The 24,178-nt window shown below is 67.9% G+C and carries 26 protein-coding genes, 1 riboswitch and 1 other annotated feature; of the genes, 14 read left to right on the top strand and 12 right to left on the bottom strand.

Going from position 1 to position 24,178, the window contains the following annotated elements:
• The first annotated feature begins 134 nt into the window (after positions 1–134).
• From MKI84_RS03330 to MKI84_RS03315, 4 genes are all read left to right on the top strand, one after another.
• Positions 135–1,499, top strand: coding sequence for a coiled-coil domain-containing protein (locus MKI84_RS03330; RefSeq protein WP_241616553.1), 1,365 nt, complete (start codon positions 135–137; stop codon positions 1,497–1,499).
• A gap of 137 nt (positions 1,500–1,636) precedes the next feature.
• Positions 1,637–3,007, top strand: coding sequence for an NAD(P)H-dependent oxidoreductase (locus MKI84_RS03325; RefSeq protein ID WP_241616552.1), 1,371 nt, complete (start codon positions 1,637–1,639; stop codon positions 3,005–3,007).
• A 71-nt stretch (positions 3,008–3,078) separates the two neighbouring features.
• Positions 3,079–3,134: a sequence feature (sul1 is cis-regulatory element that is thought to sense ions involved in sulfur or methionine metabolism; They are found in Alphaproteobacteria), on the top strand.
• Positions 3,135–3,201: 67 nt separating this feature from the next.
• Positions 3,202–4,695, top strand: a complete 1,494-nt coding sequence (locus tag MKI84_RS03320; protein WP_241616551.1) for a SulP family inorganic anion transporter — start codon at positions 3,202–3,204, stop codon at positions 4,693–4,695.
• 219 nt (positions 4,696–4,914) lie between these two features.
• A complete protein-coding gene (locus MKI84_RS03315; protein ID WP_241616550.1) occupies positions 4,915–5,481 on the top strand; it encodes a DUF2087 domain-containing protein in 567 nt (188 codons plus the stop codon).
• Here the strand turns inward: MKI84_RS03315 and MKI84_RS03310 are convergent.
• The 6 genes from MKI84_RS03310 to MKI84_RS03285 form a co-directional block, all read right to left on the bottom strand.
• Positions 5,460–5,906 carry a YybH family protein gene (locus MKI84_RS03310; RefSeq protein WP_241616549.1) on the bottom strand — a complete coding sequence of 149 codons (447 nt, stop codon included), beginning with the start codon at positions 5,904–5,906 and terminating at the stop codon, positions 5,460–5,462. The two genes, MKI84_RS03315 and MKI84_RS03310, sit on opposite strands and share 22 nt — an antisense overlap.
• Before the next feature lie 71 nt (positions 5,907–5,977).
• Positions 5,978–6,583, bottom strand: a complete 606-nt coding sequence (locus MKI84_RS03305; RefSeq protein ID WP_241616548.1) for a thiamine phosphate synthase — start codon at positions 6,581–6,583, stop codon at positions 5,978–5,980.
• 36 nt (positions 6,584–6,619) lie between these two features.
• Positions 6,620–7,417 carry a thiazole synthase gene (locus MKI84_RS03300; RefSeq protein ID WP_241617510.1) on the bottom strand — a complete coding sequence of 266 codons (798 nt, stop codon included), beginning with the start codon at positions 7,415–7,417 and terminating at the stop codon, positions 6,620–6,622.
• A gap of 47 nt (positions 7,418–7,464) precedes the next feature.
• Positions 7,465–7,662 (bottom strand): sulfur carrier protein ThiS, encoded by a 198-nt coding sequence (gene thiS, locus MKI84_RS03295; protein ID WP_241616547.1) that lies wholly within the window; start codon positions 7,660–7,662, stop codon positions 7,465–7,467.
• Positions 7,640–8,644 (bottom strand): glycine oxidase ThiO, encoded by a 1,005-nt coding sequence (thiO, locus tag MKI84_RS03290; protein ID WP_241617508.1) that lies wholly within the window; start codon positions 8,642–8,644, stop codon positions 7,640–7,642. The genes thiS and thiO overlap by 23 nt, the downstream gene beginning before the upstream one ends.
• Positions 8,645–8,701: 57 nt before the next feature.
• Positions 8,702–8,826, bottom strand: a riboswitch (TPP riboswitch).
• A gap of 98 nt (positions 8,827–8,924) precedes the next feature.
• Positions 8,925–11,219, bottom strand: coding sequence for an MHYT domain-containing protein (locus MKI84_RS03285; protein WP_241616546.1), 2,295 nt, complete (start codon positions 11,217–11,219; stop codon positions 8,925–8,927).
• A gap of 272 nt (positions 11,220–11,491) precedes the next feature.
• On the opposite strand from MKI84_RS03285, the gene MKI84_RS03280 reads away from it, so the two are divergent.
• Together MKI84_RS03280 and MKI84_RS03275 are read left to right on the top strand one after the other, a co-directional pair.
• The gene (locus tag MKI84_RS03280) at positions 11,492–12,220 is read left to right on the top strand and encodes a phosphatase PAP2 family protein (protein WP_241616545.1); all 729 of its coding nucleotides are present in this window, start codon (positions 11,492–11,494) and stop codon (positions 12,218–12,220) included.
• A 115-nt stretch (positions 12,221–12,335) separates the two neighbouring features.
• Positions 12,336–12,548: a hypothetical protein gene (locus tag MKI84_RS03275; protein ID WP_241616544.1), complete on the top strand. Its 213-nt coding sequence runs from the start codon at positions 12,336–12,338 to the stop codon at positions 12,546–12,548.
• Positions 12,549–12,556: 8 nt separating this feature from the next.
• On the opposite strand, the gene MKI84_RS03270 is transcribed toward MKI84_RS03275, so the two are convergent.
• Complete coding sequence (locus MKI84_RS03270; protein WP_241616543.1) at positions 12,557–13,123, bottom strand: RBBP9/YdeN family alpha/beta hydrolase; 567 nt, start codon at positions 13,121–13,123, stop codon at positions 12,557–12,559.
• A 17-nt stretch (positions 13,124–13,140) separates the two neighbouring features.
• Complete coding sequence (locus MKI84_RS03265; protein WP_241616542.1) at positions 13,141–13,539, bottom strand: MAPEG family protein; 399 nt, start codon at positions 13,537–13,539, stop codon at positions 13,141–13,143.
• Between the two features lie 72 nt (positions 13,540–13,611).
• Between MKI84_RS03265 and MKI84_RS03260 the strand changes: the two genes are divergently transcribed.
• Positions 13,612–14,130 (top strand): NUDIX hydrolase, encoded by a 519-nt coding sequence (locus MKI84_RS03260; protein WP_241616541.1) that lies wholly within the window; start codon positions 13,612–13,614, stop codon positions 14,128–14,130.
• A 27-nt stretch (positions 14,131–14,157) separates the two neighbouring features.
• Here the strand turns inward: MKI84_RS03260 and MKI84_RS03255 are convergent, their stop codons facing one another.
• The gene (locus tag MKI84_RS03255) at positions 14,158–15,366 is read right to left on the bottom strand and encodes a multidrug effflux MFS transporter (protein WP_241617506.1); all 1,209 of its coding nucleotides are present in this window, start codon (positions 15,364–15,366) and stop codon (positions 14,158–14,160) included.
• A gap of 334 nt (positions 15,367–15,700) precedes the next feature.
• On the opposite strand from MKI84_RS03255, the gene MKI84_RS03250 reads away from it, so the two are divergent.
• Positions 15,701–16,189: a hypothetical protein gene (locus MKI84_RS03250; RefSeq protein ID WP_241616540.1), complete on the top strand. Its 489-nt coding sequence runs from the start codon at positions 15,701–15,703 to the stop codon at positions 16,187–16,189.
• Between the two features lie 97 nt (positions 16,190–16,286).
• On the opposite strand, the gene MKI84_RS03245 is transcribed toward MKI84_RS03250, so the two are convergent.
• The gene (locus MKI84_RS03245) at positions 16,287–17,699 is read right to left on the bottom strand and encodes a TRAP transporter large permease (RefSeq protein ID WP_241616539.1); all 1,413 of its coding nucleotides are present in this window, start codon (positions 17,697–17,699) and stop codon (positions 16,287–16,289) included.
• A gap of 76 nt (positions 17,700–17,775) precedes the next feature.
• A complete protein-coding gene (locus tag MKI84_RS03240) occupies positions 17,776–18,315 on the bottom strand; it encodes a TRAP transporter small permease subunit (RefSeq protein ID WP_241616538.1) in 540 nt (179 codons plus the stop codon).
• Positions 18,316–18,600: 285 nt separating this feature from the next.
• Between MKI84_RS03240 and MKI84_RS03235 the strand changes: the two genes are divergently transcribed.
• Positions 18,601–18,924 carry a hypothetical protein gene (locus tag MKI84_RS03235; protein ID WP_241616537.1) on the top strand — a complete coding sequence of 108 codons (324 nt, stop codon included), beginning with the start codon at positions 18,601–18,603 and terminating at the stop codon, positions 18,922–18,924.
• 5 nt (positions 18,925–18,929) lie between these two features.
• Here MKI84_RS03235 and MKI84_RS03230 read toward each other — a convergent pair whose 3' ends face one another.
• Positions 18,930–19,829 (bottom strand): LysR family transcriptional regulator, encoded by a 900-nt coding sequence (locus tag MKI84_RS03230; RefSeq protein ID WP_241616536.1) that lies wholly within the window; start codon positions 19,827–19,829, stop codon positions 18,930–18,932.
• Positions 19,830–19,974: 145 nt separating this feature from the next.
• On the opposite strand from MKI84_RS03230, the gene MKI84_RS03225 reads away from it, so the two are divergent.
• The 5 genes from MKI84_RS03225 to MKI84_RS03205 form a co-directional block, all read left to right on the top strand.
• A complete protein-coding gene (locus MKI84_RS03225; RefSeq protein WP_241616535.1) occupies positions 19,975–20,952 on the top strand; it encodes a Bug family tripartite tricarboxylate transporter substrate binding protein in 978 nt (325 codons plus the stop codon).
• Between the two features lie 122 nt (positions 20,953–21,074).
• Complete coding sequence (locus tag MKI84_RS03220) at positions 21,075–21,524, top strand: tripartite tricarboxylate transporter TctB family protein (RefSeq protein ID WP_241616534.1); 450 nt, start codon at positions 21,075–21,077, stop codon at positions 21,522–21,524.
• Between the two features lie 18 nt (positions 21,525–21,542).
• Positions 21,543–23,042, top strand: a complete 1,500-nt coding sequence (locus MKI84_RS03215; protein WP_241616533.1) for a tripartite tricarboxylate transporter permease — start codon at positions 21,543–21,545, stop codon at positions 23,040–23,042.
• A gap of 40 nt (positions 23,043–23,082) precedes the next feature.
• A complete protein-coding gene (locus tag MKI84_RS03210; RefSeq protein WP_241616532.1) occupies positions 23,083–23,847 on the top strand; it encodes an aldolase/citrate lyase family protein in 765 nt (254 codons plus the stop codon).
• A gap of 29 nt (positions 23,848–23,876) precedes the next feature.
• A partial coding sequence (locus MKI84_RS03205) for an NAD(P)-binding domain-containing protein (protein WP_241616531.1) occupies positions 23,877–24,178 on the top strand: 302 nt, incomplete at its 3' end.

The following is a 24,178-nucleotide window of genomic DNA, read 5'->3' as shown; positions in this document are numbered from 1 at the left end:
GCCTGCGTGCCGCAGCGACGTTCCGTGCCTCGAAACCGGCTGGCGCCGACGACGTGCCTGCCCATATGACTGCCTGTTCCATGAGTAGGAGCGTTGCGTTCGATGCGCTCCATGAGCCAAAGTGAGACCGCCGCGTGATCGAAACGATCATGTACGCCGCAATCGGCTTCCTGTCGGCGACGCTGCTCGCCCTGCTCACGCTGCCTGCCGTCTGGCGGCGCGCGGTCAGGCTGACGCGCCGGCGCATGGAGGCGGCCATGCCGATCTCCGTGACCGAGTTCCAGGCCGAGAAGGACGAGATGCGCGCGGCCTTCGCCCTGGAGGCGCGCCGCCAGGAAATGGACGTTGGCGAGTTGCGCGAACGCACCGCCGAGCAATGGGCGCAGATCAGCCGCCAGACTGAAGATCTGCGCCTGCGCCAGATCCGGCTGGATGAGACGTCCGCCACGCTCGCTGCGCTGGAAATCCGCCATGGCGAGCTGGAGCGGCATGATCAGCAGATCAGCACCGAGCTGGACGCGCGCACCAGCGAGCTCGCAACGGTTTCCGCCGCGCTCGACATCACGAGGCGCGACCTTGCCGAGGCCCGCGCCGCCCGCGACGAAAGCCAGACCCTCGCCGAGGAGCTGCAGGTCGAGAATGTCACGCTCACCACGGTACGCGACACGCTGAGCGGGCGTGTGGCCGACCTTGAACACCGGCTGGCCCGCACCACCGCGCTGCTGGAGGAAGAGCGCGCGGCCCTGCGCACAACCACCGAACAGCTCGCCACCGAGCGCAGCCGCACCGCCGACCTCGGCGGTCGCCTGTCGCTGACCGAATCCAGCCTCGCCGCCACCAGCAGCCAGGCGGCGCTGGTGAGCGCCGAGCTTTCCGCCCTCAGGATCAATGCCGAGCTGCTGGAAGCGCGCTCCGCCGCGGTCGAGAAGGAGCGCGACGAGGTCCGGGCCGAAGCCGAGCGCAGCAACGGGCTCGCCCTGAGCTACCAGCGCGCCGCCGAGACCTCGGCGCGCCAGTCGCAGGACCAGGTCACCATGCTGCAGGCCGAGAAGGCCATGCTGGAGGGGGCGCTGGCCAAGGCTCGCGAGGAGCGCAACGCGCTGCAGTCCCGCCTCGACGCCGGCCTGCCGGTTGTTCCCGGTGCGCCGGCGGTGGAAGACGCCGGCCTGCTGCGACGCCATATCAGCGAGGTCGCCGCGCAAGTGGCGCGCATCACCGCCGCGCTGGAAGGTCCCGGCTCGCCCGTGACGTCCCTGCTCGTCGCCGGTTCCCCGGCCAGGAAAAACAACGGCGCCGGCCCGACGCTCGCCGACCGCATCCGCGCGCTTCAGGAACAGGGCGCGCATGGGGCGCCGGTGAACGGGCAGGCTCTCAACGGCCCCTCTCTCAATGGGCAGGCCCTTAATGGACAGGCCGCGACCAGCCAGCCGGCCGCTGGCGGCCCGCCCGGCCTCGTGCCCGACAGTCCGCCCGCACCCGATCACGTCGCGGCGGGATAAGACCTCACCCGCTCGGACTGCCCGGCTGGATCGTACCCCCCGGTTCGGACTATGCTCCCCCCGCGTGATGCACACGCCGAACGCCGCCAGATCCGCGTTCGACGACCGGCAACGTCCGGCACACAGGGAGGAAATCCATGAATCTCGCCCGCATGCTGAAGGCGCGCGCCGATGCCGGCCGCCCGGTCCGGGTCGGCCTGATCGGCGCCGGCAAGTTCGGCTCGATGTTCCTGTCGCAGATCCGAACCACTCCCGGCCTGCATCTGCTCGGCATCGCCGATCTGTCCGCCACCCGCGCGCGGCAGGCGCTGGAGCGCACCGGGTGGGATGCCGATGCCGCCATCGCTGCCTCCTTCGATGAGGCGCGCCGGACGGAGCGCACCATGCTGACCGAGGATGCGCAAGCGCTGATCGCCGCCGACGGGCTCGACGTCGTGGTCGAGGCCACCGGCAGCCCGGCGGCGGGGGCACGCCACGCGCTGCTGGCGATCGAGCATGGCAAGCACATCGTGATGGTCACGGTGGAAGCCGACGTGCTGGTCGGCCCTCTGCTGGCCGAGCGTGCGCGCAAGGCCGGCGTGGTCTATTCCATGGCCTATGGCGACCAGCCGGCGCTGGTGTGCGACATGGTGGACTGGGCGCGGACCTGCGGCTTCAACGTGGTCTGCGCCGGCAAGGGCACGAAATATCTGCCGAGCTTCCACCGCTCGACGCCCGACACGATCTGGGACCTTTATGGTCTCACCGCCGAACAGGCGGCGCAGGGTGGCATGAACGCGCAGATGTTCAACTCCTTCGCCGACGGCACCAAATCCTCGATCGAGATGGCGGCCATCGCCAATGCCGCCGACCTGAAGGCGCCGTCCGACGGCCTTCTGTTCCCGCCCTGCGGGGTGGACGACCTCGCCACCATCCTGCGCCCGCGTGGGGATGGCGGTGTACTGGAGCATTCCGGCACGGTGGAGACCGTCTCCTCGCTGGAACGCGACGGGCGGCCGGTGTTCCGCGATCTACGCTGGGGCGTCTATGTGGTGTTCGAGGCCGAGCCCGGCCCGAGCGGCGACTATGCGCGGCGCTGCTTCAAGGAATATGGCGTGGTGACGGATTCCTCCGGCCGCTATACCGCGCTCTATCGCCCCTATCACATGATCGGGCTGGAACTCGGCGTCTCGGTCGCCGCAGCCGCCCTGCGTGGCGAGCCGACCGGCGTCACGGAGCATTTCAATGCCGACGTGGTGGCGGTCGCCAAGCGCCCGTTGAAGGCCGGCGAAATGCTCGACGGGGAAGGCGGCTTCACGGTGTGGGGCAAGCTGCTGCCGGCCGGCACCTCGCTGGCGCGTGGCGGCCTGCCCATCGGCCTTGCCCATCACGCCCGGCTCCACCGCGACATCGCGGAAGGGGAAATCGTGGGTTGGGCCGATGTCGCGATGGTCGAGGATGACACCGTGCGGCTGCGTCGCGAGATGGAACGACGGTTCTCAGGCACCGCACAGGCGGCCGCCGAATAGGCGCTATCGGCGCGCCGATCGGCGCTGCATGTTGCCTTGCAGCGCCGATTGCGCTAGGTCGCCCTCACCCATCAGGACCCGGTGAAAATCCGGGTGGCTCTTCCGGCCGCCGATCCGCCGGACCACGCATAGTCAGCGCATGCCATCACCGCCCCACCGGGCGGATGCCCCGCTCTTTGCGAAGATTGTCCCTCATGACTCCGAGCTTCATTTCCGCCTCCCGCTATTTCCGTGACTGGACCTCCAATATTCGCGGCGACGTCCTCGCCGGCATCGTGGTCGCTCTCGCCCTCATTCCCGAGGCCATCGGTTTCTCGGTGATCGCCGGTGTCGATCCGAAGGTCGGGCTGTTCGCCTCCTTCGCCATCGCCTGCGTCTCCGCATTGGTGGGCGGCCGGCCGGGCATGATCTCCGCCGCCACCGCCGCCACTGCCGTGGTGATGGTCAGCCTCGTGCGCGATCACGGCCTGCAATATCTCTTCGCCGCCACCATACTCATGGGCCTCATCCAGCTCGTCGCCGGCGCGCTGCGGGTGGGGCGGCTGATGCGCTTCGTCTCGCGCTCGGTCATCACCGGCTTCGTCAATGCGCTTGCCATCCTCATCTTCATGGCACAGTTGCCCGAACTGATCGGCGTGCCGGTTCAGACCTACCCGATGATCGCGGTGGGCCTCGCCATCATCTATCTGTTCCCGCGCCTGACCAAGGCGATCCCCTCGCCGCTGGTGGCCATCGCCGCCCTCACCCTGTTCGCGTGGTGGAGCGGGATGGACCTGCGCACGGTCGGTGATCTCGGGGAGCTGCCCTCCAGCCTGCCGGTCTTCGCCCTGCCGCAGGTGCCGTTCACCCTGGAGACGTTGCAGATCATCCTGCCCTATTCGCTGACGCTGGCGGCGGTCGGCCTGCTGGAATCGCTGCTCACGGCGCAGATCGTCGACGACACGACCGACACGCCGAGCAACAAGAGCCAGGAATGCATCGGCCAGGGCACCAGCAACATCGCGTCGGCGCTGATCGGCGGCATGGGCGGTTGCGCGATGATCGGCCAGTCGGTGATCAACGTCACCTCGGGCGGCCGCGGCCGGCTCTCCACCTTCGTGGCGGGCGCCTTCCTGCTGTTCCTCATCCTGGTGCTGGACGATCTGGTGCGCATCATCCCGATGGCGGCGCTGGTCGCGGTGATGATCATGGTCTCGATCGGCACCTTCTCCTGGCGCTCGATCCTCGACCTGCGCACCAATCCGCGATCCTCGTCCATCGTGATGCTGGCGACGGTCGTGACCGTGGTGGCGACGCATGACCTCGCCATCGGCGTTCTGGTGGGCGTGCTGCTCTCGGGCGTGTTCTTTGCCGGCAAGGTGGCGCAATTGGTCAGCGTCGGTGAAGTGATCGACGAGGCGGCCGGGCGCATCACCTTTGTGGTCGAGGGCCAGATCTTCTTCGCCTCCTCGGAGGTTTTCCTGCGCGCCTTCGACTTCGAGACGCCGAAGCGCGCGGTGGTGATCGACCTGACCCACGCCCATTTCTGGGACATCACCTCCATCGGAGCGCTCGACAAGGCCGTGCTGAAGTTCCGCAAGGCAGGGGCCAGCGTCGAGGTGATCGGCCTCAACGAGGCAAGCGCCACGCTGGTCGACCGCTTCGCCATCCACGACAAGGCCAGCGGCGCCCCGGCCTCGCTGCACTGAACGCAGGCGGCGACGTCCGGCGGGCGCGCCCCGCTGGACTTCGCCGCGCGCCGCGTGTACATCGCCGCCACGGTCCGCAGTTCACCGAGGCGTTGCCGCCCCGCAAGGGGAGCTAAACCTGCACCACCATAGATGACCTTCGCACTTGTCCCCGTGCCCGGTCGCAAGACGGCAACCCCGACGCTCTTACCTAGAGTCCGGCACGCATGAGGATAAGTCATGCCCAGAACCGTTCTCGCCTATGAGGCGCCGGATATTTCCGCCCTCGCCCGCTCGCTCCGCAACGACCTGACCGGCCGCGACCGGCCGCCCGGTCATGTCGAGTTGCTCAACCTGCTGGCCAGAGCCGCCGGCTTCCGCAACTTCCAGCATCTGAGGGCCGACGCGCAGGCCCGCCAGCGGCTGGCGGAGCCCACCGCGCCGCCGGCCCCGCCGCCCGATCACGCGCGCTGCGCCAAGGCGCTGCGGCTGTTCGACGGCGCGGGCGTGCTCCAGCGCTGGCCCAAGAAGCGCAATCTTCAGGAACTGTGCCTGTGGGTACTTTGGGCGCAGCTCCCGGCGCATGAGGTGTTCGCGGAGAAGCGGATGAACCAGCTGCTCAACCAGCATCACGGCTTCGGCGACCACGCGTTGCTGCGCCGCGAGCTGGTGGAACTCGGCCTGTTCCGCCGCACGCCGGGCGGGCGGGAATATTCCCGCATCGAGCGCGCGCCGCCGCCGGAGCTGCCGGCGCTCAACGCGCTGCTGCGGGCGGGGAAAGGAAGCTATTCCTCGAACGCCATGTAGCGGATGATCCGCCAGCGTCCATCCTCCTCCCGGCGAAACACGTCGAGCCCCGGCTCGACGCTGGTGATGTCGCCGGGAGCGACGGTCAGCGTCCAGGTGAGGCGGACGACCGCCATGTCGCGGTCGACGATGATTTCCTTGATGTCGAGCCCGTAGTGGAAGCTGCGGGCGGGGTCGTCGAGCGCCTTCGAGATAAGGGCGCAGCGCGCCGCATAATCGGCCTCGCCCTGCCCGCGATAATCGGAGACCAGCGAACGGGAAAACAGCTCGCAGGCGCCGGCCTTGTCGCGGGCATTGAACTGCCGGGTCCATTCGTGAAGTCGCGCGCGGATGTCGGCGGCATCGTCCGCCCGCGCGGGCATTGCCGCGAACAGGACCAACGCGGCGAGGCCGCAAGCAGAGAGGCCGTAAGCGAAGAGGCGCATGCAGAAGGCTCCCGGCGTGAGGCTTCCCGTTCGCCGGCAAGCCTAGCACGCGCGGCCGGCCCGGTGCAGCGTCAGGCGCTTTCGCGCGTGGCCGAGACCCATTCGCGGGCGCGCGCTTCGGGGTTGGGATTCAGCAGCACGTCGGTCACAACCGCCACGCAGTCGGCCCCGGCGGAAAGCACGCCCTGCGCGCGCTCGATGGTGAGCCCGCCAATGCCGACCAGCGGCACCTTGCCGACGCGGGCCTTCCACTGGCTCACCCGCTCCAGCCCCTGCGGCGCCCAGCGCATCTGCTTGAGGATGGTCGGATAGACCGGGCCAAGCGCGACATAATCCGGCCGCACCGCCAGCGCGGTGTCGAGCTCGGCATCGTCATGCGTGCTGATGCCGAGCCGCATGCCGGCCGCGCGGATGGCGCCGACATCGGCGTCCGCGAGGTCTTCCTGGCCCAGATGCACGAAGTCGCAGCCGAGTTCGATGGCGAGCTGCCAGTAATCATTGACCACGAGCTGCGCGCCGTAGCGCGCGCAGCTTTCCTTCGCCAGCAGGATTTCGCGGCGAAGCTGGTCGGGCTCCATCTCCTTGGCGCGCAGCTGCACCAGCTTGACGCCCTGCGGCAGCAGGCGCGGCAGCCAGCTCGCGCGGTCGACGATGAGATAGAACGGGTCGAGCTTCATTCAGGCACCTGAACATATGCGAAGGGTGGCGATGGATCAGCCGAGCACGGCCCGTCCCATCACCGGGGTCGAGGGAGCGGCCATGTCGCGCGCGTCGATCGGGTCGGCGAGGAAAGCCTCGCGGCCGGCCTCCAGCGCGCGGGCGAAGGCGCGGGCCATGCGCGCGGGATCGCCGGCCTTGGCGACGGCGGTGTTCAGCAGCACCGCGTCATAGCCGAGTTCCATCGCCGCCGCCGCATGGGACGGCACGCCGACGCCGGCATCGACCACCAGCGGAATGCCGGGGAAATGCGCGCGCATGGAGCGCAGGCCATAGGGATTGTTCAGCCCGCGCCCGCTGCCGATCGGCGCGCCCCACGGCATCAGCACCTCGCAGCCGGCGGAGACCAGCTTCTCGGCGACCACGAGGTCCTCGGTGGTGTAGGGGAACACCTGGAAGCCGTCGCGCGACAGGATGCGCGCGGCCTCGACCAGGCCGAACACGTCGGGCTGCAGCGTGTCGTCCTCGCCGATCACCTCCAGCTTGACCCAGGGCGTGCCGAACAGTTCGCGCGCCATCTCGGCGGTGGTGACGGCTTCCTTCACGGTCTTGCAGCCGGCGGTGTTGGGCAGAACCTTCACGCCGAGGTCGCGGATCAGCGACCAGAAGCTTTGGCCCGCCAGTTTCTCGCCTGATTTGGCCGCGCCGGATTCGCGGCGCAGCGAGACCGTGACGATCTCGGTGCCGCTGGCGCGGATCGCCTCAGTGAGAATGGCGGGCGAGGGATATTGCGCCGTGCCGAGCAGCAGGCGCGACGCCACCTGCGTGCCATAGAACTCCAGCGGATCGGTCATGGCGCTCGACGATGTCGTATTCGTGGTGGTGTTCACGGCGTCCATGCTCAGCCTCCCTGCATCGGGGCGAGGATTTCGATGCGGTCGCCTTCAGTGATCGGGGTCTCGCCGCGCCGGGCGGCGCGCACCATCGCCCCGTTCACCGCGGTGGCGACTATGGCATCGGCAAAGCCGAGTTCGGTCAGAAGGTCGGTCAGGCTGGCCGAGCGGGTCTCGGCCGCCTCACCATTCACGACGATCTTCATCCATCACCTCCGGGAAATGCGTCCCGTCGAAGGCCAGTTCCGCCGCGCGGCGCGCCAGCGCGGGGGCGGCAAGGAAGCCGTGGCGGTACAGGCCGTTGACATAAATGGTCTTTCCCCGCCGGCGCAGGCGCGGCAGGTTGTCCGGGAAGGCCGGGCGGACATCCGCGCCGATCTCCACGATTTCCGCTTCGCCAAAGGCCGGGTGCAGCGCGTAGACCGCCCCGAGCAGCTCCAGCATGGAACGCCCGGTCACGCGGCCGCGCTCGTCATTCTCGATCGAGGTGGCGCCGATCATGAAATGCCCGTCGCCGCGCGGCACGATATAGACCGGGATGCGCGGATGCAGCATGCGCACCGGGCGCTTGAGCGACACCTCGGTGGAATAGAGCACCAGCATCTCGCCCTTGACGCCGCGCAGGTCGGTGAGTTCGTCGCGGGCGGCAAGGCCCCGGCAGTCGACTACGACATCGGCGTCGTCCGCCTCCGCCGCGAAGCCTTCCGCCTCGAATGTCATCTCGACGCCGAACTCGTCGGTCAGCCGACGGGTCAGCGCGGCCAACGCCTTGCGCGGTTCCAGATGCGATTCGCTGGCGAAGAACAGGCCCTGGTCGAAGCGCCCGTCGAGATCCGGCTCCAGCGCGGCGATGGCCGGGCCGTCGAGCCATTCATAATGATCGGTACGCCGCGCAAAGCGCCGAAGGTCGGGCAGGTCGCGCGGCTGCGCCAGCACGAGGCTACCCTCATTCGGCACGTCCGGCACCGCCTCGCGCCAGTAGGCCTGCGATTCCAGCCCAAGGTCGACGATGATCGGCTCGGCGCTCTCGCGCTCGCACCATGGCGCCAGCATGCCGCCCGCATACCACGAGCAGCCACGCCCGGAGCCGGCATTGCGGTCCACCAGAGTCACGCGTGCCCCGCGCCTTGCGAAGGCATGGGCGCAGGTCAGCCCCGCGACGCCCGCGCCCACGATGCGCACGCGCATCGCATTGTCGGCGCCGCGCGCGGCATCGGTCACCGTGTCGTCATGCAGGTCAGTATGCGGGGTCATGCACTCCCTCCCTCCGCCAGTCCGAGCTGGATCAGGTTCAAAGGGTCGCCATGCCACGCGAAACCCGCGCGTTGATGGCCTCTCAGCCTCCTGACGAGGCTCCCCTGGACGGGTCTGATATAATCATTCGGATCACGGATGTCACGGGAGCGCCGGAAGAATTGCGACGCTTCGCGCGAGGGTCGGCGCCGCGTGGTCCACCGGCGCGGACAGCCTAGCCGTGGCGTGACGGCATGCGGACCACGTTCTCGCCGGCGCGGCGGGTTGCGACCGAAATCGCCTGTTCCAGCGCATCCCGACCGAACGGTTTTCCGAGCCGCTTGAGGTCGGCTCCCGCCTCCGGGGGCAGCTCGGCGTAGCCGGTGCCGAGGATCACCGGCAAATCCGGCCAGCGCCGGCGGATGGCGAGATAGAGCTGGACACCCGTCATGCCCGGCATGGCCTGATCGGTAAGCACGACGTCGAACGCCGCGCCGCCATCGAGGATGTTGAGCGCCTGCTGCGCGGAGGACGCCTCTGTCACGACATAAGAGAGGTCTTCGAGCATCGCCACCGTGGCCGACAGCACCAGCGGATCGTCATCGACCACCAGGATGCGCGCGCCGGCGCAATCCGCGAACACCTCGGCGGGCGGCGCCACGGCGGGAACCTTGGCCATCTCGTCGGCGATCGGCAGGTAGATCGCCGCCGTGGTGCCCTCGCCCTTGCGGCTGGTCAGCACCAGCCGCCCGCCCGATTGCGCGGCAAGGCCATGCACCATGGCAAGGCCGAGCCCGGTGCCCTTGCCAATGCCCTTGGTGGTGAAGAACGGCTCGGTGGCGTGCGAGAGCGTTTCCTCGTCCATGCCGACGCCGTCATCGGTGACGGTGAGGCAGAAATAGCGGCCGGTCGGCAGCCCCTCGGGCTCCTGCGCCGCGCTGGCGGCGTCGATCTCCTCCTCGCGCGCGGCGATCACGATCGAGCCGCCATCGGGCATGGCGTCGCGCGCGTTTACCGCAAGGTTGAGCAGGGACAGTTCGAGCTGGTTGGCGTCGACCCGCGCGCGTGGCAGGCCCAGCGGAAAGCGGGTCTCGATCTTCACGCTCGGCCCGATGGACCGGCGCATCAGCTCCGCCATGCCGAGCACCAGCTCGGGCACGTCCACCGGCTGCGGATTGAGGTCCTGCCGGCGCGCGAAGGCGAGCATGCGCTGGGTGAGGGCCGCCCCGCGCTGCGCCGCCTGCATGGTGTTGCCGAGCAGGAGCCGCAGGCGCGGGTCGTCCGGCGCGCGCTTGGAAGCAAGTTCGAGATTGCCGAGAATCACCGCCAGCAGATTGTTGAAATCGTGCGCAATGCCGCCGGTGAGCTGGCCGACTGCTTCCAGCTTCTGCGCCTGGCGCAGGGCCTCCTCGGCCTGGCGCCGCTCGGAAATGTCGATCAGGCCGCACAGGGTCTTGGTCAGGCGCCCCTCGGAATCGCGCTCGGCGACCGCGGAGAGCACGCAGTCCAGCTGGCGACCTTCCCGGGTGATGAGCTTGTACTCCGCCTCGCGCAGTTCGCCGGTGCCCAGCAGCAGCGGCCAGTGCTCCTCATTGCGCTGGCGGGCGGATTCCGGGGTCATGAAATCGGTGAGCGGGCGGCCGATCACCTCGTTGCGCTGATAGCCCAGCATGTCGAGCCACTTGTCGCTGACCTGCTCGATCCGCCCGTCGGCGCCGAGCGAATGCAGCGGCAGCGGCGTGCGGCGGTAGAGCGTGCGGTAGCGCTCCTCGTCCTCGCGCCACATCAGCGCCTCGCGCTCCGCCAGCAGCACGAAGCGGCGGTCATACATGGCCGCGAGGATGGCGGCGACGAAGATGATGAAGCTGGTACCCGTCACCAGCACGGCGAGATGGGAATCGTCGATCCCGGCCGCCTGATGCGTGGCCATCGCCTCGTCCGATCCCACATAGGTGATGCCGATCATGGCAACGTAATGCACGCTGGCAACGCCGATGCCGAGCGCGATGGCGCCGACGATGCGCTGCGGGATCGAATGGCGGCGGAACGCCAGCCAGAGAGCGGCGACCGACGCGCCGATGGCGATGATGATCGCGGCGCCGACGAAGAGATAATCATAGTAGAGCTGGCCCGACATGCGCATCGCGCTCATGCCGGTGTAGTGCATCCCGACGATGCCGAGCCCCATGAACACGCCGCTCAGCACCACCAGGCGCCGCGAGGTCTCGCGGCCGCTGGCCACGAGAAAGGCGGCGCCGGTCGCGGCGAGCGCGATCAGGAAGGACAACAGCGTGAGAAGAGGATCATAGGACACGACCATGCCGCTCTTCAGCGCCAGCATCGCGATGAAATGCATCGACCAGATGCCGCCGCCCATCACCACGGCACCCGCGGCCAACCAACGCCGCTGCATCGACAGCGATGCATGCCGCATGCGTCCGGCAAGATCGAGAGCAGTATAGGAAGCGGCAATCGCGATCAGGATCGACAGAGCGACCAGCGCGACATGATGACCTCCGACGACGTGCATCGCCACGATGTTCAAGCCCCCGGCGGCCGGCTCCCCCTGCCTCCCGCCAAACTGGTACATACCGTCGGCACCTTCCTGGCGCCGACGGCAGGAGAAATTCGGATTACAGGTACCCCATCAGCCACAGCACGATGATGATCGGCAGCGGAATGCCGATGAGCCATAGCAGACCACCTCTAAGCATGCCTTCCTCCTGTTGCATTGGTCCAGCGGGAACACCGCATGCCCCGATTTGGTTCCCCTCCCTCAAGGGAATGTACGAGGACGACGCCATGCCGACCCCGCCTTCGCCCCGCCCGCGCTTTTTCGCGGAACTCGGGGTGCTCTACGCGCTCATTGCCATCGCCGCCGGCCTGCTCGGCTTCGCCCTGCTCGCCGACGAGGTGATCGAGGGCGAGACCCATGGTTTCGACGAGGCGCTGCTTCTGGCGTTCCGCGCGCCGGGCGACACCGCCGATCCACTCGGCCCGGCCTGGCTGGAGATCATGATGCTGGACATCACCGCGCTGGGCAGCACCACGGTGCTGATCCTGGTGACGCTGATCGTCACCGGCTTCCTGTTCATGGACGGCAAGCGCGCCTCAGCGCTGTTCGTGCTGCTGGCCACCGCCAGTGGCGGCGTGATGTCCACCCTGCTGAAGCTCGGCTTCGAGCGACCGCGCCCGGACCTCGTGGCGCATCTGGTCGAGGTGCACACGCTGAGCTTCCCCAGTGGCCACGCCATGGGGGCGGCGCTGACCTATCTCACGCTCGGCGTACTGATCGTGCGCACCGAACAGAAGCGGCGAATCAAGGCCTATGCGCTGACGGTCGCGGTGACGTTGACGCTGCTGATCGGCCTCAGCCGGGTCTATCTCGGCGTGCACTGGCCGACCGATGTTCTGGCCGGCTGGTGCCTGGGCGGGGCGTGGGCGCTGGGGTGCTGGCTGGTGGCGCTCCGGCTGCAGCGCCACGGCGACATCGAGCCTGAGGAAAGCGGCGCGGGAGCCCGCGAAGGGTGATGGCGTTCGGCGCGGCCCGAGCTATTGTTGTGACACAGCCGCGACGGCGAAGGGTCCACGCGAGACGGACCCACGCCGCGGTGAGTGCCAAGGACCGTTCCAGGAGGAAACAACCATGTCCACTTCGACCCTCGAAGGTCAGTTGATCCGGGAGATCGGTGTGATCGAGACCACCGAGTCCGACAACGTGCTGCACTGGGACGGCGAGAACCTCTATGTGGAACAGGACATCTACCACAATGGCCAGCTGGTACACCGCAAGTACCGGCGCCGCGTGACCAAGCAGGTGGCCCGCGCCATCGCCGACATGCTCAGCGGCCACCACTGAGCCGTCGCTCAAATCCTCGCCAGCAGGCCGCCGAGCAGAAGCAGCCCCGCCGGCCACATGCCGAGACCGGCGGCGCTGCCAATATGGCCGGCCTCGCCGATATCGGCGAAATCCGCGCCCCAGGCCTGCGCGCATTCGCGTGCCCGCGGCATCGTCACGCGCGGATCGTCGCGGCTCGCCACCACCAGCGCCGGATAGGGCAGCCTCGCCATCGGCATCGGCGCGAAATTGCGCACCAGATCGAAGGAGGGGTCGGGGTCCTCGACATTGGTCGGCGCGGCGAGGAACGCGCCCGCCACCTTGGCGACCTGGGCGGCCGGCGCGCTCGCGGTCCAGCGCAGGATGGTCGCAACCCCGACCGAATGGCCGATCAGCACCACCCGGCGCGGCGCCGCCTCCACCGCCGCCCCCAATTGCCCGGTCCACGCCCCGACCTCCGGGCGCGACCAGTCGGCCTGGATCAGCCGCGAGGAATTGGCGAAGGCGCCGAGCCAGTGCGACTGCCAGTGCGCCGCGGGAGCGTTCTCCCGGCCCGGGACGACGAGGAAATCGAAGGAGCTGAGTTCAACAGGCATGAAGGCTCCCGGAAAGGTCAGGCCGGCAGCAGCAGCGCGGCGAGAATCAGGACAAGGCCGACCATGGCGACATACCAGGCCAGCGTACGAACATAGGGCACGCCGAATGCATAGAGCGGCACATAGACCACACGCGCGCCGAGATAGAGCCACGCGCCCCACAGGGTGAGCGCGCCCTCGCGGCCCGCGACATGGGCGATCAGCACCGCGCTCGCGAAAAGCGGCAGCGTCTCGAACAGGTTGGCCTGCGCGCGCCGCAGCCGCCCCGTGATCACGCCGACCGGCGGCCGCTCGGTGTCGCGCGGGCCGACGTTGAACTCGGTCCCGGTCTCGCGATTGCGAAACATCGCCGGTAGCAATATCTGAAGGATGGCCAGGATCAGCGTCCAGGCCAGCAGCGTCAACTCGGTCGTCATCGAGGCTTCCAATCGGGAAGGACGGGCGAAAACGGTCGCTGTATGCGGAAAGGCCCGTTAGATTTAGCAGCCATGGCCAATGCAAAACAACAGAAACGGAAAGCCTCCTCCGGCCGCCCGCTCACGCAGGTTGCGGCCCTGCCGTTTCGCGTCGGCGCGCATGGCCGGCTGGAAATCCTGGTGATGAGCTCGCGCGAGACCCATCGCGCAGTGATTCCCAAGGGCTGGCCGATGAAGAACCGCAAGGACTGGAAATCGGCGCAGATCGAGGCGCGGCAGGAGGCCGGCGTGCTTGGCGAAATCGGCCGCAAATCCTGCGGCCGCTACCTGTACTGGAAGCGGCTGGAAAGCCATTTCGCGCTGACCCGCGTCACGGTCTACCCGCTGATGGTGAAGCGCCAGCTCGACGACTGGCCCGAGCGGCACGAGCGGGTGCATATGTGGGTGGCGCCGGACGAGGCGGCGCTGCTGATCGACGAGCCCGATCTCGGCACGCTGATTCTCGATTTTGCCCAGTCGCGCGGCTGGACGCTGCCGCCCGAGGAGGATTTGCGCGCGCCGCGTTCGCTCGCCTCCAGCAGCACGCCCTGAGCCGCGCCGGCACGAGGGAGCCGGGAACTAGGACCGGCCGGCCGGCGCGCCGTGCGAACTGAAAAGCCGGCCCTTTTCCGCGAACAGCACGAACACCAGCGCCATCACTCCGAACGCGGCGAAACCGAAGGTCAGCGGCAGCGTCGTCCCGTCGAAATTCTGGCCGAGCACGAAGCCGAGCAGCGCGCCGCCGATGGTGCTGACGAAGCCGAGCAGCGAGGACGCCGTGCCGGCGACATGGCCGACCGGCTCCATCGCCATGGAATTGAAGTTCGACACCATCAGGCCGAAGCAGAACATCATCCCGGCCTGCAGTATCGAGAAGGTCCAGATGTTCTCGACGCCCGACGCCACGACGCCGGCATGGACCAGCGTGATCGCCAGATAGCCGAGCAGCGCGGCATGGGACACCCGCCGCATGCCGACCCGCCCGACGATGCGGGCGTTGAGCAGCGAGGACAGCGCCATGAACACCGCGATCAGCGCGAAGACGATGGTGAACAGATGCGCCGCGTCGAAGGCATCGGCGAAGATCTGCTGCGAGGAATTGATGAAGCCGAACAGCCCGCCCATCACCATGGTCATGGCCAGCATGTAGCCGACCGTGATGCGGCTGCCGAGCACCAGCCCGAAGGCATGGGAAATGCCGGCGACCGAGATCGGCGTGCGGTCCTCGGGGTGCAGCGTCTCCGGCAGGCGCAACCAGGTCCAGACCATCAGCACCGCGCCGAACAGGCAGAGCATGACGAAGATGCCGCGCCACGGCGCGAACAGCACGATGAGCTGGCCGATGGAGGGGGCGATGATCGGCACCGACAGGAACACGATGAAGGCCAGCGACATGACGCGGGCCATCTGCCGGCCGGAATAGCAGTCGCGCACGATGGCGACCGCGAGAATGCGGGTCGCGGCCGAGCCGACGCCCTGCAGGGCCCGCGCGGCCATCATCACCTCGAAGCTGCCGGCGAAGATCGCGCCGATCGAGGCCAGCGTGTAGATCGCCAGCCCGACCATCAGCACGCTGCGCCGCCCGAAGCGGTCGGCAAGGCTGCCATAGATGATCTGCGCCGCGCCGAAACCGAGCAGATAGGCCGTGATCACCCACTGCGCATGATTGGCCGTGTCGATGGCCAGCGCGTGCCCGATCTCGGGAAGCGCGGGCAGCATGGAATCGATCGCGATGGCATTGGTGGCCATCATGGCGGCGATGAACACGACGAACTGCCGGAAACCCATGCCGGGATGGGGATTTTCAGGCGTGGCGGGAGCGGAGGACATGAGACGGACCGAAGGCTTGAAGCGCCGGCGCAACTCGCCGGGGCTGGCCTTATCGCCCAAAAGCGCCGTCCGCCCTATTGGCCAGAAGACACAGGAGCGAACATTCCGCTCTCGGCTCATCAAGGTGTGATCACATGGGTCGGGCGCATCGGTATTCCGCTGGCGCCGCCGTTTCAGGATCGCTAGCATGATTAGTATTCGGCCGGCACGGAACGCAGGCCGCAAGGGTGCCGGACGGCTCCTGACGCCGCACGGTGCTTTTTGAGCAACGCACCGCGGCGGGGAGCCCTTCATGTTCGACCCTACCAACTGGACCGGGTTTCATACCTGGCTGAGCCTGATCGCGATCGCCACCGGCATCGTGGTCGTCTACGACCTCATCGGCGGGCGCGACCGGCCCATGGTCACGGCACTGTTCCTGGGAACCGCGGCGGCGACCAGCCTGACCGGCTACGGCTTTCCCTTCAACACCGTGCTGCCCTCGCACATCGTCGGCGCGGTGGCGCTGGTGGTGCTCGCGGCGACCTTCCCCGCGCGTTACCTGCTGAACTATGCCGGGCCGTGGCGGCTGATCTACGTGGTAGGCGTGGTCATCAGCTTGTATCTGCTGGTCTTCGTCGGCGTGGCGCAGGCCTTCGTGAAGATCCCCGCGCTCCAGGCCAGCGCCCCCACCCAGTCCGAACCGCCCTTCGCCATCGCGCAGCTTGTCGTGCTCGCGCTGTTCGTGGCGATCGGCTTCGCCGCAGTCCGGGGCGGGCGCACCGCGCTGCGGCCCGCCTGACCGCTTCGCGCCACGACCCACGCTCTCCTCAACACAACAGGCCCGATCCGCGGGGGATCGGGCCTGTCGGGCGGTCAGGTCGCGGCTCGATGCAGGATCAGAACTGCGGCGGCCCCATGTCCAGTGGCGGCGCATCGAACTGCGGAATGTTCAGCTCGATGGTGTTGGGGTCGACGGTCGGCCCCGCGCTGATCCAGTAGGTCACCGCCTCCGGCCACATGATCACCACCACCACGAGGATAAGCTGCATGAACAGCCACGGAAGCGCGCCCCAGTAGATCTGCGAGGTCTTGATCGAGGGCGGCGCGATGCCGCGCAGATAGAACAGCGCGAAGCCGAAGGGCGGGTGCATGAAGGCGGTCTGCATGTTCACGCAGAGCAGCACGCCGAACCAGATCAGGTTGATGTCAAGCTTGACCGCCACCGGCACCAGCAGCGGCACGATGATGAACGCGATCTCGAAGAAGTCGAGGAAGAACGCGATGAAGAAGACGAAGACGTTGACGAAGATCAGGAAGCCCAGGCGCCCGCCGGGGAGCTGGGACAGCAGGTGCTCGATCCACAGCGCGCCGTCCATGCCCTGAAACACGAGGCTGAACACGGTGGCGCCGATCAGGATGAACACCACCATGGAGGTGATGCGGGCGGTCGAGGCCATGGCCTGACGCACCAGAGTCCAGGACAGACGGCTGTGCACCGCCGCCAGCAGGATCGCGCCGACCGCGCCCATGGCGCCGGCCTCGGTCGGGGTGGCAAGGCCCATGGCCAGCGTGCCGAGCACCAGCATGATCAGCACGATCGAGGGCACCATGCCGCGCAGCACCTGCCAGATCAGCGGCCAGCCGCCCTCCCCGCGCGCCTCGGGCGGCAGCGGCGGCATGATCTGCGGCTTGATCAGCGACATCACGAACACAAAGCCGAGGAAGATCAGCACCTGCAGCATCGAGGGGCCGATGGCTCCGAGATACATCTCGCCGACCGGACGGCCGAGCTGCTCGGCGAGGATGATCAGCACCAGCGAGGGCGGAATGAGCTGGGTGATGGTGCCCGACGCCGCGATCACGCCGGTGGCGAGCTTCTGGTCGTAGCCGTAGCGCATCATGACCGGCAGCGAGATCACGCCCATGGCGATCACCGAAGCCGCCACCGTGCCGGTAATGGCGCCGAGAATCGCGCCGACCACGATCACCGCATAGGCGAGGCCACCGGGCACCTTGCCGAACAGCTTGCCGGTTCCCTCGAGAAGGTCCTCGGCCAGGCCGCAGCGCTCAAGGATGGCGCCCATGAAGGTGAAGAACGGAATGGCGAGCAGCAGGTCGTTGGAGATGATGCCGTAGAAGCGCAGCGGCAGCGCCTGCAGGAAGCTGAGATGGAAATGATCGGTCAGGATCCCGACCGTGCCGAAGAACAGCCCGACCGCGACCAGCGAGAAAGCGACCGGAAAGCCCGCCAGCATGAAGCAGACCATGCCGGCGAACATCAGCGGGGGCATTACGCCGTGTGAAAACATGCGGGGCTCGTCTCTGGCGAAAAGGGATAGGGGGAGGACGCGATGCGGGACGCCTCACGGCGCCCGGGCTGCTCGGCTATTGCAGGGGCTTCTCGTACTCGGTCTCGACCTCGATCACGCCCTGAAGCGCGGCGGCACGCTTGATCAGCTCGGAGAGGCCCTGCGCCGTCAGCAGTGCGAAGCCCAGCGGCAGCAACAGCTTCGCCGGCCACAGGATCAGGCCGCCGGCATTCTGCGACACCTCGTCGGACACGAAGGCCTGCCAGAAGAACGGGAAGCACAGCCAGGACAAATAGAGACCGGCGGGGATCAGAATGATGGTGAAGCCGAGTGCGTCGACCCAGAGCCGGCCCCGCGGCGTAAGCGCCATGTAGACGAGATCGACCCGCACATGCTCGTTGCGCTTGAGCGTATAGGGCGCGCCGAGCAGCACCACCGCGCCGAACAGGTACCACTGGATTTCCAGCAGGCCGTTGGTGGAGTAGCTGAACAGGTAGCGCACCGTGGCATTGCCGGCACTGATGAGGCAGGACGCCAGCACGCAATAATCGGCGACGCGGCCGAAGCGCTCGTTCAGCCAGTCGACAGCCCGGCTGAAGCCCAGAAGCCCACCCATGCGACGTTCCCCTCGAAAAGGCTGCCCCGCAATGGGGCGTGTTTCTTATTTCGGCGTTCAATCCGCCGTTTAGGTACGATGACGCAAGATAGACCATCGTCTCACGCAATTTAAGCCCGCCCGATCCAGCTTTCTCAAGGCGCAGGCCGATACCGGCGGGCTGCGCACATTCGCGTGTGCAACCGCGAATTTCGCCCGTTGGTAGGGGAACCTTCAGCATATTGACGGATTCACTAGGCGTCGGCGATTGACGCCGGGGAATGATGTTCTATTTTTGTTCACATGATGATGCGCACCGCACCCACTGACCGGCACCTGAGCGACGACGGACCGCTGAGCGCGGCCGATCTCGTTCTGGCGCGACGCTTCCATCTCTGGCGCGACGGCACCGGCCGCCGGCAGGTGTTCTCGGTCTATGCCGTGGACGACGCGCCGGACTATCCCGACGCCATCGCGCTGGCCGTCCGGCGTTCGGGCGGGCGCTGCGAGCCGCTGTGGAGCGGCCCGGCGGGCGCCAAGGCCCGCGCCGCCGCCTATGCCGCCGGCGCCGACGAAATCCACCTGCGCCTGCTGCCGGGCACCGCGAGCGGACCGCTCTCTCCGGCCTGAGCCGCTTAGGCGCTCTCGGTGCTCTCCATCCGCGACAGGGTGCGGCGGAGCGTGGCGATGGCCGGGTTGATGTTCGAGGCGCGCCACGCGGCGTGCAGCTCCGCAAGGGCCGGGGGCTCCATCGCCACCGTCTTCAGCACGACCCCTTCAAAGCCGAGATGGCGCGCGGCGCGCGGCACCAGCGCGACGCCGAGCCCGGCCTTCACCAGCCCGAGAATGGTGTGAATCTGGCTGATGTGCTGGACATAATGCGGCGCAAGGCCGGACTGCGCGAACAAGGTCGCGACCAGATCGTAGAAATACCGCGCCTCATAGGGCGAATAGGCGACGAAGGGCTGCCCCGCGAGATCGGAGAGGTGCACCACCTCGATGCCGGCGAGCGGATGATCCTCGGGTGCGGCCAGCATCAGCGGCTCGCGCACCACCGAAACCGCCTGCAACTCGTGGCGGTTGAACGTCATCCGCAGCAGGCCGACGTCGATCTGCCCCGTCGCCAGCGCCTCGAACTGGTCGGATGACACCATTTCCTTCAGCACCAGATCGATGTCCGGCGCTTCCGCGCGCAGGCGCTTGATCAGCCGCGGCAGGAAGTCATAGCCCGAGACCGCGGTGAAGCCGAGCGTGAGCGAGCCGGCCTCGCCGCTTGCGGTGCGCCGCGCCGCCAGCGCCGCGCCCTCCGCCAGCCGCAGCAGCCGCCGCGCTTCGGGCAGGAAGCTCCGTCCGGCGCGGGTGAGTTGCACCGAACGGCTGGTGCGGTCCAGCAGCCGCACATCCAGCGTGTGCTCCAGCAGCTGGATCTGCCGGCTGAGCGGGGGCTGGGTGAGGTTCAGCCGCGCGGCGGCACGGCCGAAATGCAGCTCCTCGGCGACGGCGACGAAACATCGAAGGTGGGAAAGCTCGAACATCGATACAAAAATGGCATTGATCCATGCCGAGAACAACTCATTCGCGCATCATGTCTCGCCTAACATGCGCCCCGGATCGCGCTGCGTTCCCAAGAGCCCAAGAGCTTTGCCGCCCTTTCCGATTCCGTTTCTGGAGGAAACGCCAATGACGCTACGCCTCTTCAAGGCGGCCCTCGCCGCCCTCGCGCTCGGCAGTGCCGCCCTCCCCTCGCTTGCGAGCGCCCAGGAATTCGAGCGCCCCGTGCGCATCGTCGTGCCCTACGCGCCCGGCGGCACCTCCGACATTCTCGCGCGCCTGATCGCGCCGAAGCTGTCGGAAGCCATCGGCCAGTCCGTGGTGGTCGAGAACAAGCCCGGCGCCGCCGGCAATATCGGCGCGGATTCCGTCGCCAAGGCCAAGCCTGACGGCCACACGCTGCTGCTGGCCGACATCGGGACCCTTGCGCTGGCGCCCACCGTGTTCCCCGACCTCACCTTCAACGTGCAGAACGACCTCGCCCCGGTCGGCATGGTGATGTTCGCGCCTTACGTGCTGGCGGTGCATCCGTCGGTGCCGGCCAAGAACGTGGCCGAGCTGGTGGCCTATGCCAAGGCCAATCCCGGCAAGCTGGCCGCCGCCAATTCCGGCATTGGCGGGCTGAACCACATCACCGCCATCGCCCTTGCCAAGGACCTCGGCATCGAATGGAAGACCGTGCCCTATAAGGGCGGCTCGGCCGCTTCGCGCGCCGTGGTCTCCGGCGAGAGCAACGTGATCATCAACGGCGCCACCGCGACGCTGCCCTTCGTCACCAATGGCCAGCTTGTCGGCATCGCCGTCACCGGCGAGGAGCGCCTCGCCGCGCTGCCGAATGTCGAGACCTTCAAGGAAGCCAAGCTGCCGCTGGCCGATGCCGGCACCTGGCAGGGCGTGATGACCACCGGCGGCACCCCGCCGGAAGTGGTCGCCCGCCTCAATGCCGAACTGGCCAAGATCCTTGCCATGCCGGAGATCAAGGACCGTGTCGCCGAGCAGGGTGGCTCGGTGCGCCCCGGCTCGCCGGACGATGCCAAGGCCTGGCTGGCCAACGCCATCAAGAACTGGGGTGAAGTCGCCCGCGCCGCCGACGTCAAGATCAACTGACCGGCCGAACCGGCGGCCACCCGGCGACGGGCCGGGAGCCGCTTCCGATTGACTGAAACGCGCAAGATCCGGCCGGCTCCCCATGAGCCGGCCGGGCCCTGCCCCAGCGCGGATACACGATCATGACACAGCGTCGGATCGACTGGCCGGACCTGCTGTTCGGCGCCTTCCTGATCCTTGTGGCGGCCGGCACCTTCGCCGCGACCTGGCGCCTGAACGGCGGCACGGCGGCCAATATGGGCCCGGGCTACATGCCCCGCGCCATCGCGGGCATCCTGCTCGCCTTCGGGCTGTTCTTCGCGATACGCGGCCTGCTGCGCGCCCATTCCGGCATCGAGCGGGTGCAGCTTCGCCCGATCCTCGGCGTCGGGGCGGCGGTCGGCGTGTTCGCGCTGCTGATCGAGACGGCCGGCCTCGCGACCGCCTCGCTGGCCTCGATCTTCATCGCCGCGCTGGCGAGCCGGGAAAGCCGGTTCTTCGAGGTGATCCTCTTCGGCCTGTTCGTCGCCGCCGGCGCGGTCCTTCTGTTCGTGAAGGCGCTCGCTTTGCCGGTTCCGATCTGGCCCTGGTGAGCAAAAGGCGGACACCCTATGGAACTGTTCGACAACCTGCTCCTCGGCCTCTCCACGGCCCTGCAGTTCAACAATCTGTTCTACTGCCTGATCGGCGTGGTGATCGGCACCGCGATCGGCGTGCTGCCCGGTATCGGGCCGATCCCCACCGTCGCGCTGCTGCTGCCCTTCACCTTCGGGCTGGAGCCGGCCTCGGCGCTGATCATGCTCGCCGGCATCTTCTACGGCGCGCAATATGGCGGCTCGACCACCGCCATCCTGGTCAATGTGCCGGGCGAGACCTCCTCGGTGGTGACCTGTCTCGACGGCCACGAGATGGCCAAGAAGGGCCGCGCCGGCGCCGCGCTCGCCATCGCCGCCATCTCCTCCTTCTTCGCCGGCACGGTGGCGACGGTGATCATCGCGGTGCTGAGCCTGCCGCTGGCGGCGCTGGCGCTGAAGTTCACCGCGGTGGAATATTTCAGCCTGCTGGTGCTCGGCCTGTTCGCGGCGGTGATCCTCGCCCATGGCTCGGTGTCGAAGTCGCTCGCCATGGTGTTCCTCGGCCTGCTGATCGGCACGGTCGGCATCGACGTCAATTCCGGCATTGCGCGCATGACCTTCGGGGTGCCGGCGCTGGCGGACGGGCTGGACTTCGTGCCGGTGGCCATGGGCCTGTTCGGCCTCGCCGAGATCATCGCCAATCTGGAGAGGCCGGCGGTGCGGCAGGTGGTGAGCCAGAAGCTGCGCGACCTGATGCCCTCGCGCGCCGACCTCAAGGCCGCCTTCCCGGCCATGGTGCGCGGCACCTTCATCGGCTCGGCGCTCGGCGTGCTGCCGGGCGGGGGCGCGGCGCTGCCGCCCTTCACCGCCTACGCGCTGGAAAAGAAGATCGCCAAGGACCCCTCGCGCTTCGGCAAGGGCGCGATCGAGGGTGTCGCCGGGCCGGAGGCCGCCAATAATGCCGGCGCGCAGACCAGCTTCATCCCGCTGCTGACGCTGGGCATTCCCGCCAATGCGCTGATGGCGCTGATGATCGGCGCGCTGATGATGCAGGGCATCCAGCCCGGCCCGCAGGTGATGACCGAGCAGCCGGAGCTGGTCTGGGGCGTCATCGCCTCGATGTGGACCGGCAATCTGATGCTGCTGATCATCAACCTGCCGCTGGTCGGGCTCTGGGTCTCGATGCTCAAGATCCCCTACCGGCTGCTGTTCCCCGCCATCGTGCTGTTCTGCTGCATCGGCACCTACGGCATCTCCAACAGCGCGTTCAACGTCTGGCTGATGCTGGGCTGCGCGGTCGTCGGCTACTTCTTCATCAAGGTCGGCGTCGAGCCCGCCCCGCTGCTGCTCGGGCTCGTGCTCGGCCCGCAGCTGGAGGAGAATTTCCGCCGCGCCATGCAGCTTTCCGACGGCGATCCGTCGGTCTTCGTCACCCGGCCGATCAGCGCCGTGCTGCTCGGCATCGTGGCGATCATGCTGCTGGCGATGCTGTCCCCCGCCGTACTGAAGACCCGCAAGGAAGCCCTGGCGGAATAGCTCCATCCGACCCGTTGTACCGAAACCGAGGACGTTCCCCGTGGACCTGCCCGTCAACACCTTCAAGCGCGCCATCCATGCCGGCCAGCAGCAGATCGGCTTCTGGAACTCGATGGCGTGCCCCACCACGACCGAGATTCTCGCCGGCTCCGGCTTCGACTGGCTGCTGATCGATGCCGAACATGCGCCCAACGACGTGCCGAACGTGATGGCGCAGCTTCAGGCGATGATGGAGAACACCACGCACCCGATCGTGCGCATCCCCGTCAACGACCCGATCGTGATCAAGCGCCATCTCGACATCGGCACCCAGAGCTTCCTGATCCCGATGGTCGAGACCGTCGAGGAGGCGCAGGCCGCCGTGGCGGCGACGCGGTTTCCCCCGCACGGCCTGCGCGGCTTCGCCGGCGCCAGCCGCGCCTCCCGCTTCGGCCGGGTGAAGGACTATCACCACAAGGCGCATGACGAGCTGTGCCTCCTCGTCCAGATCGAGACGCTGAAAGGCCTCGACAATCTGGAGGCGATCGCCGCCGTCCCGGGCATTGACGGGCTGTTCATCGGGCCGGGCGACCTGTCCTCGGACATGGGCCATCTCGGCAATCAGGGGCACCCGGAGGTGGTGGAACTGATCGAGAAGACGATTGCCCGTATCGTCGCCGCCGGCAACCGCGCCGGCATCCTCACCGGCGACGAGACGCTGGCACGGCGCTACATGGCGGCGGGCTGCATTTTCACGGCGGTGGGCATCGATACCGGCCTGCTCGCGCGGTCGACGGAAGCGATCGCAAAGAAGTACAAGTCCTGACCACCTTTTCCGGCAGCGGGGAGCGCCTCATGAAGCTCGGTTTCATCGGTCTCGGCATCATGGGAGCCCCCATGGCGGGGCACCTCCTCGCCGCGGGGCACACGCTGCATGCCCATGCCCGGCGCGCGCTGCCGGCGGAACTCGCCGCCGCCGGCGCGATCGCCTGCGGTTCCGCGGCGGAGGTGGCGCGGGCCGCGGACGTGATCTTCACCATGCTGCCCGACACCTCCGACGTCGCGGCCGTGCTGTTCGGTGAGAACGGGATCGCGGCGGGTCTGAGCGCGGGCAAGATCGTCGTGGACATGTCCTCGATCGCTCCGGTGGAGACCAA

The organism is Ancylobacter gelatini, assembly GCF_022601675.1.
Lineage (GTDB): Bacteria > Pseudomonadota > Alphaproteobacteria > Rhizobiales > Xanthobacteraceae > Ancylobacter > Ancylobacter gelatini.
This window is presented reverse-complemented; position numbering and strand designations above follow the sequence as displayed.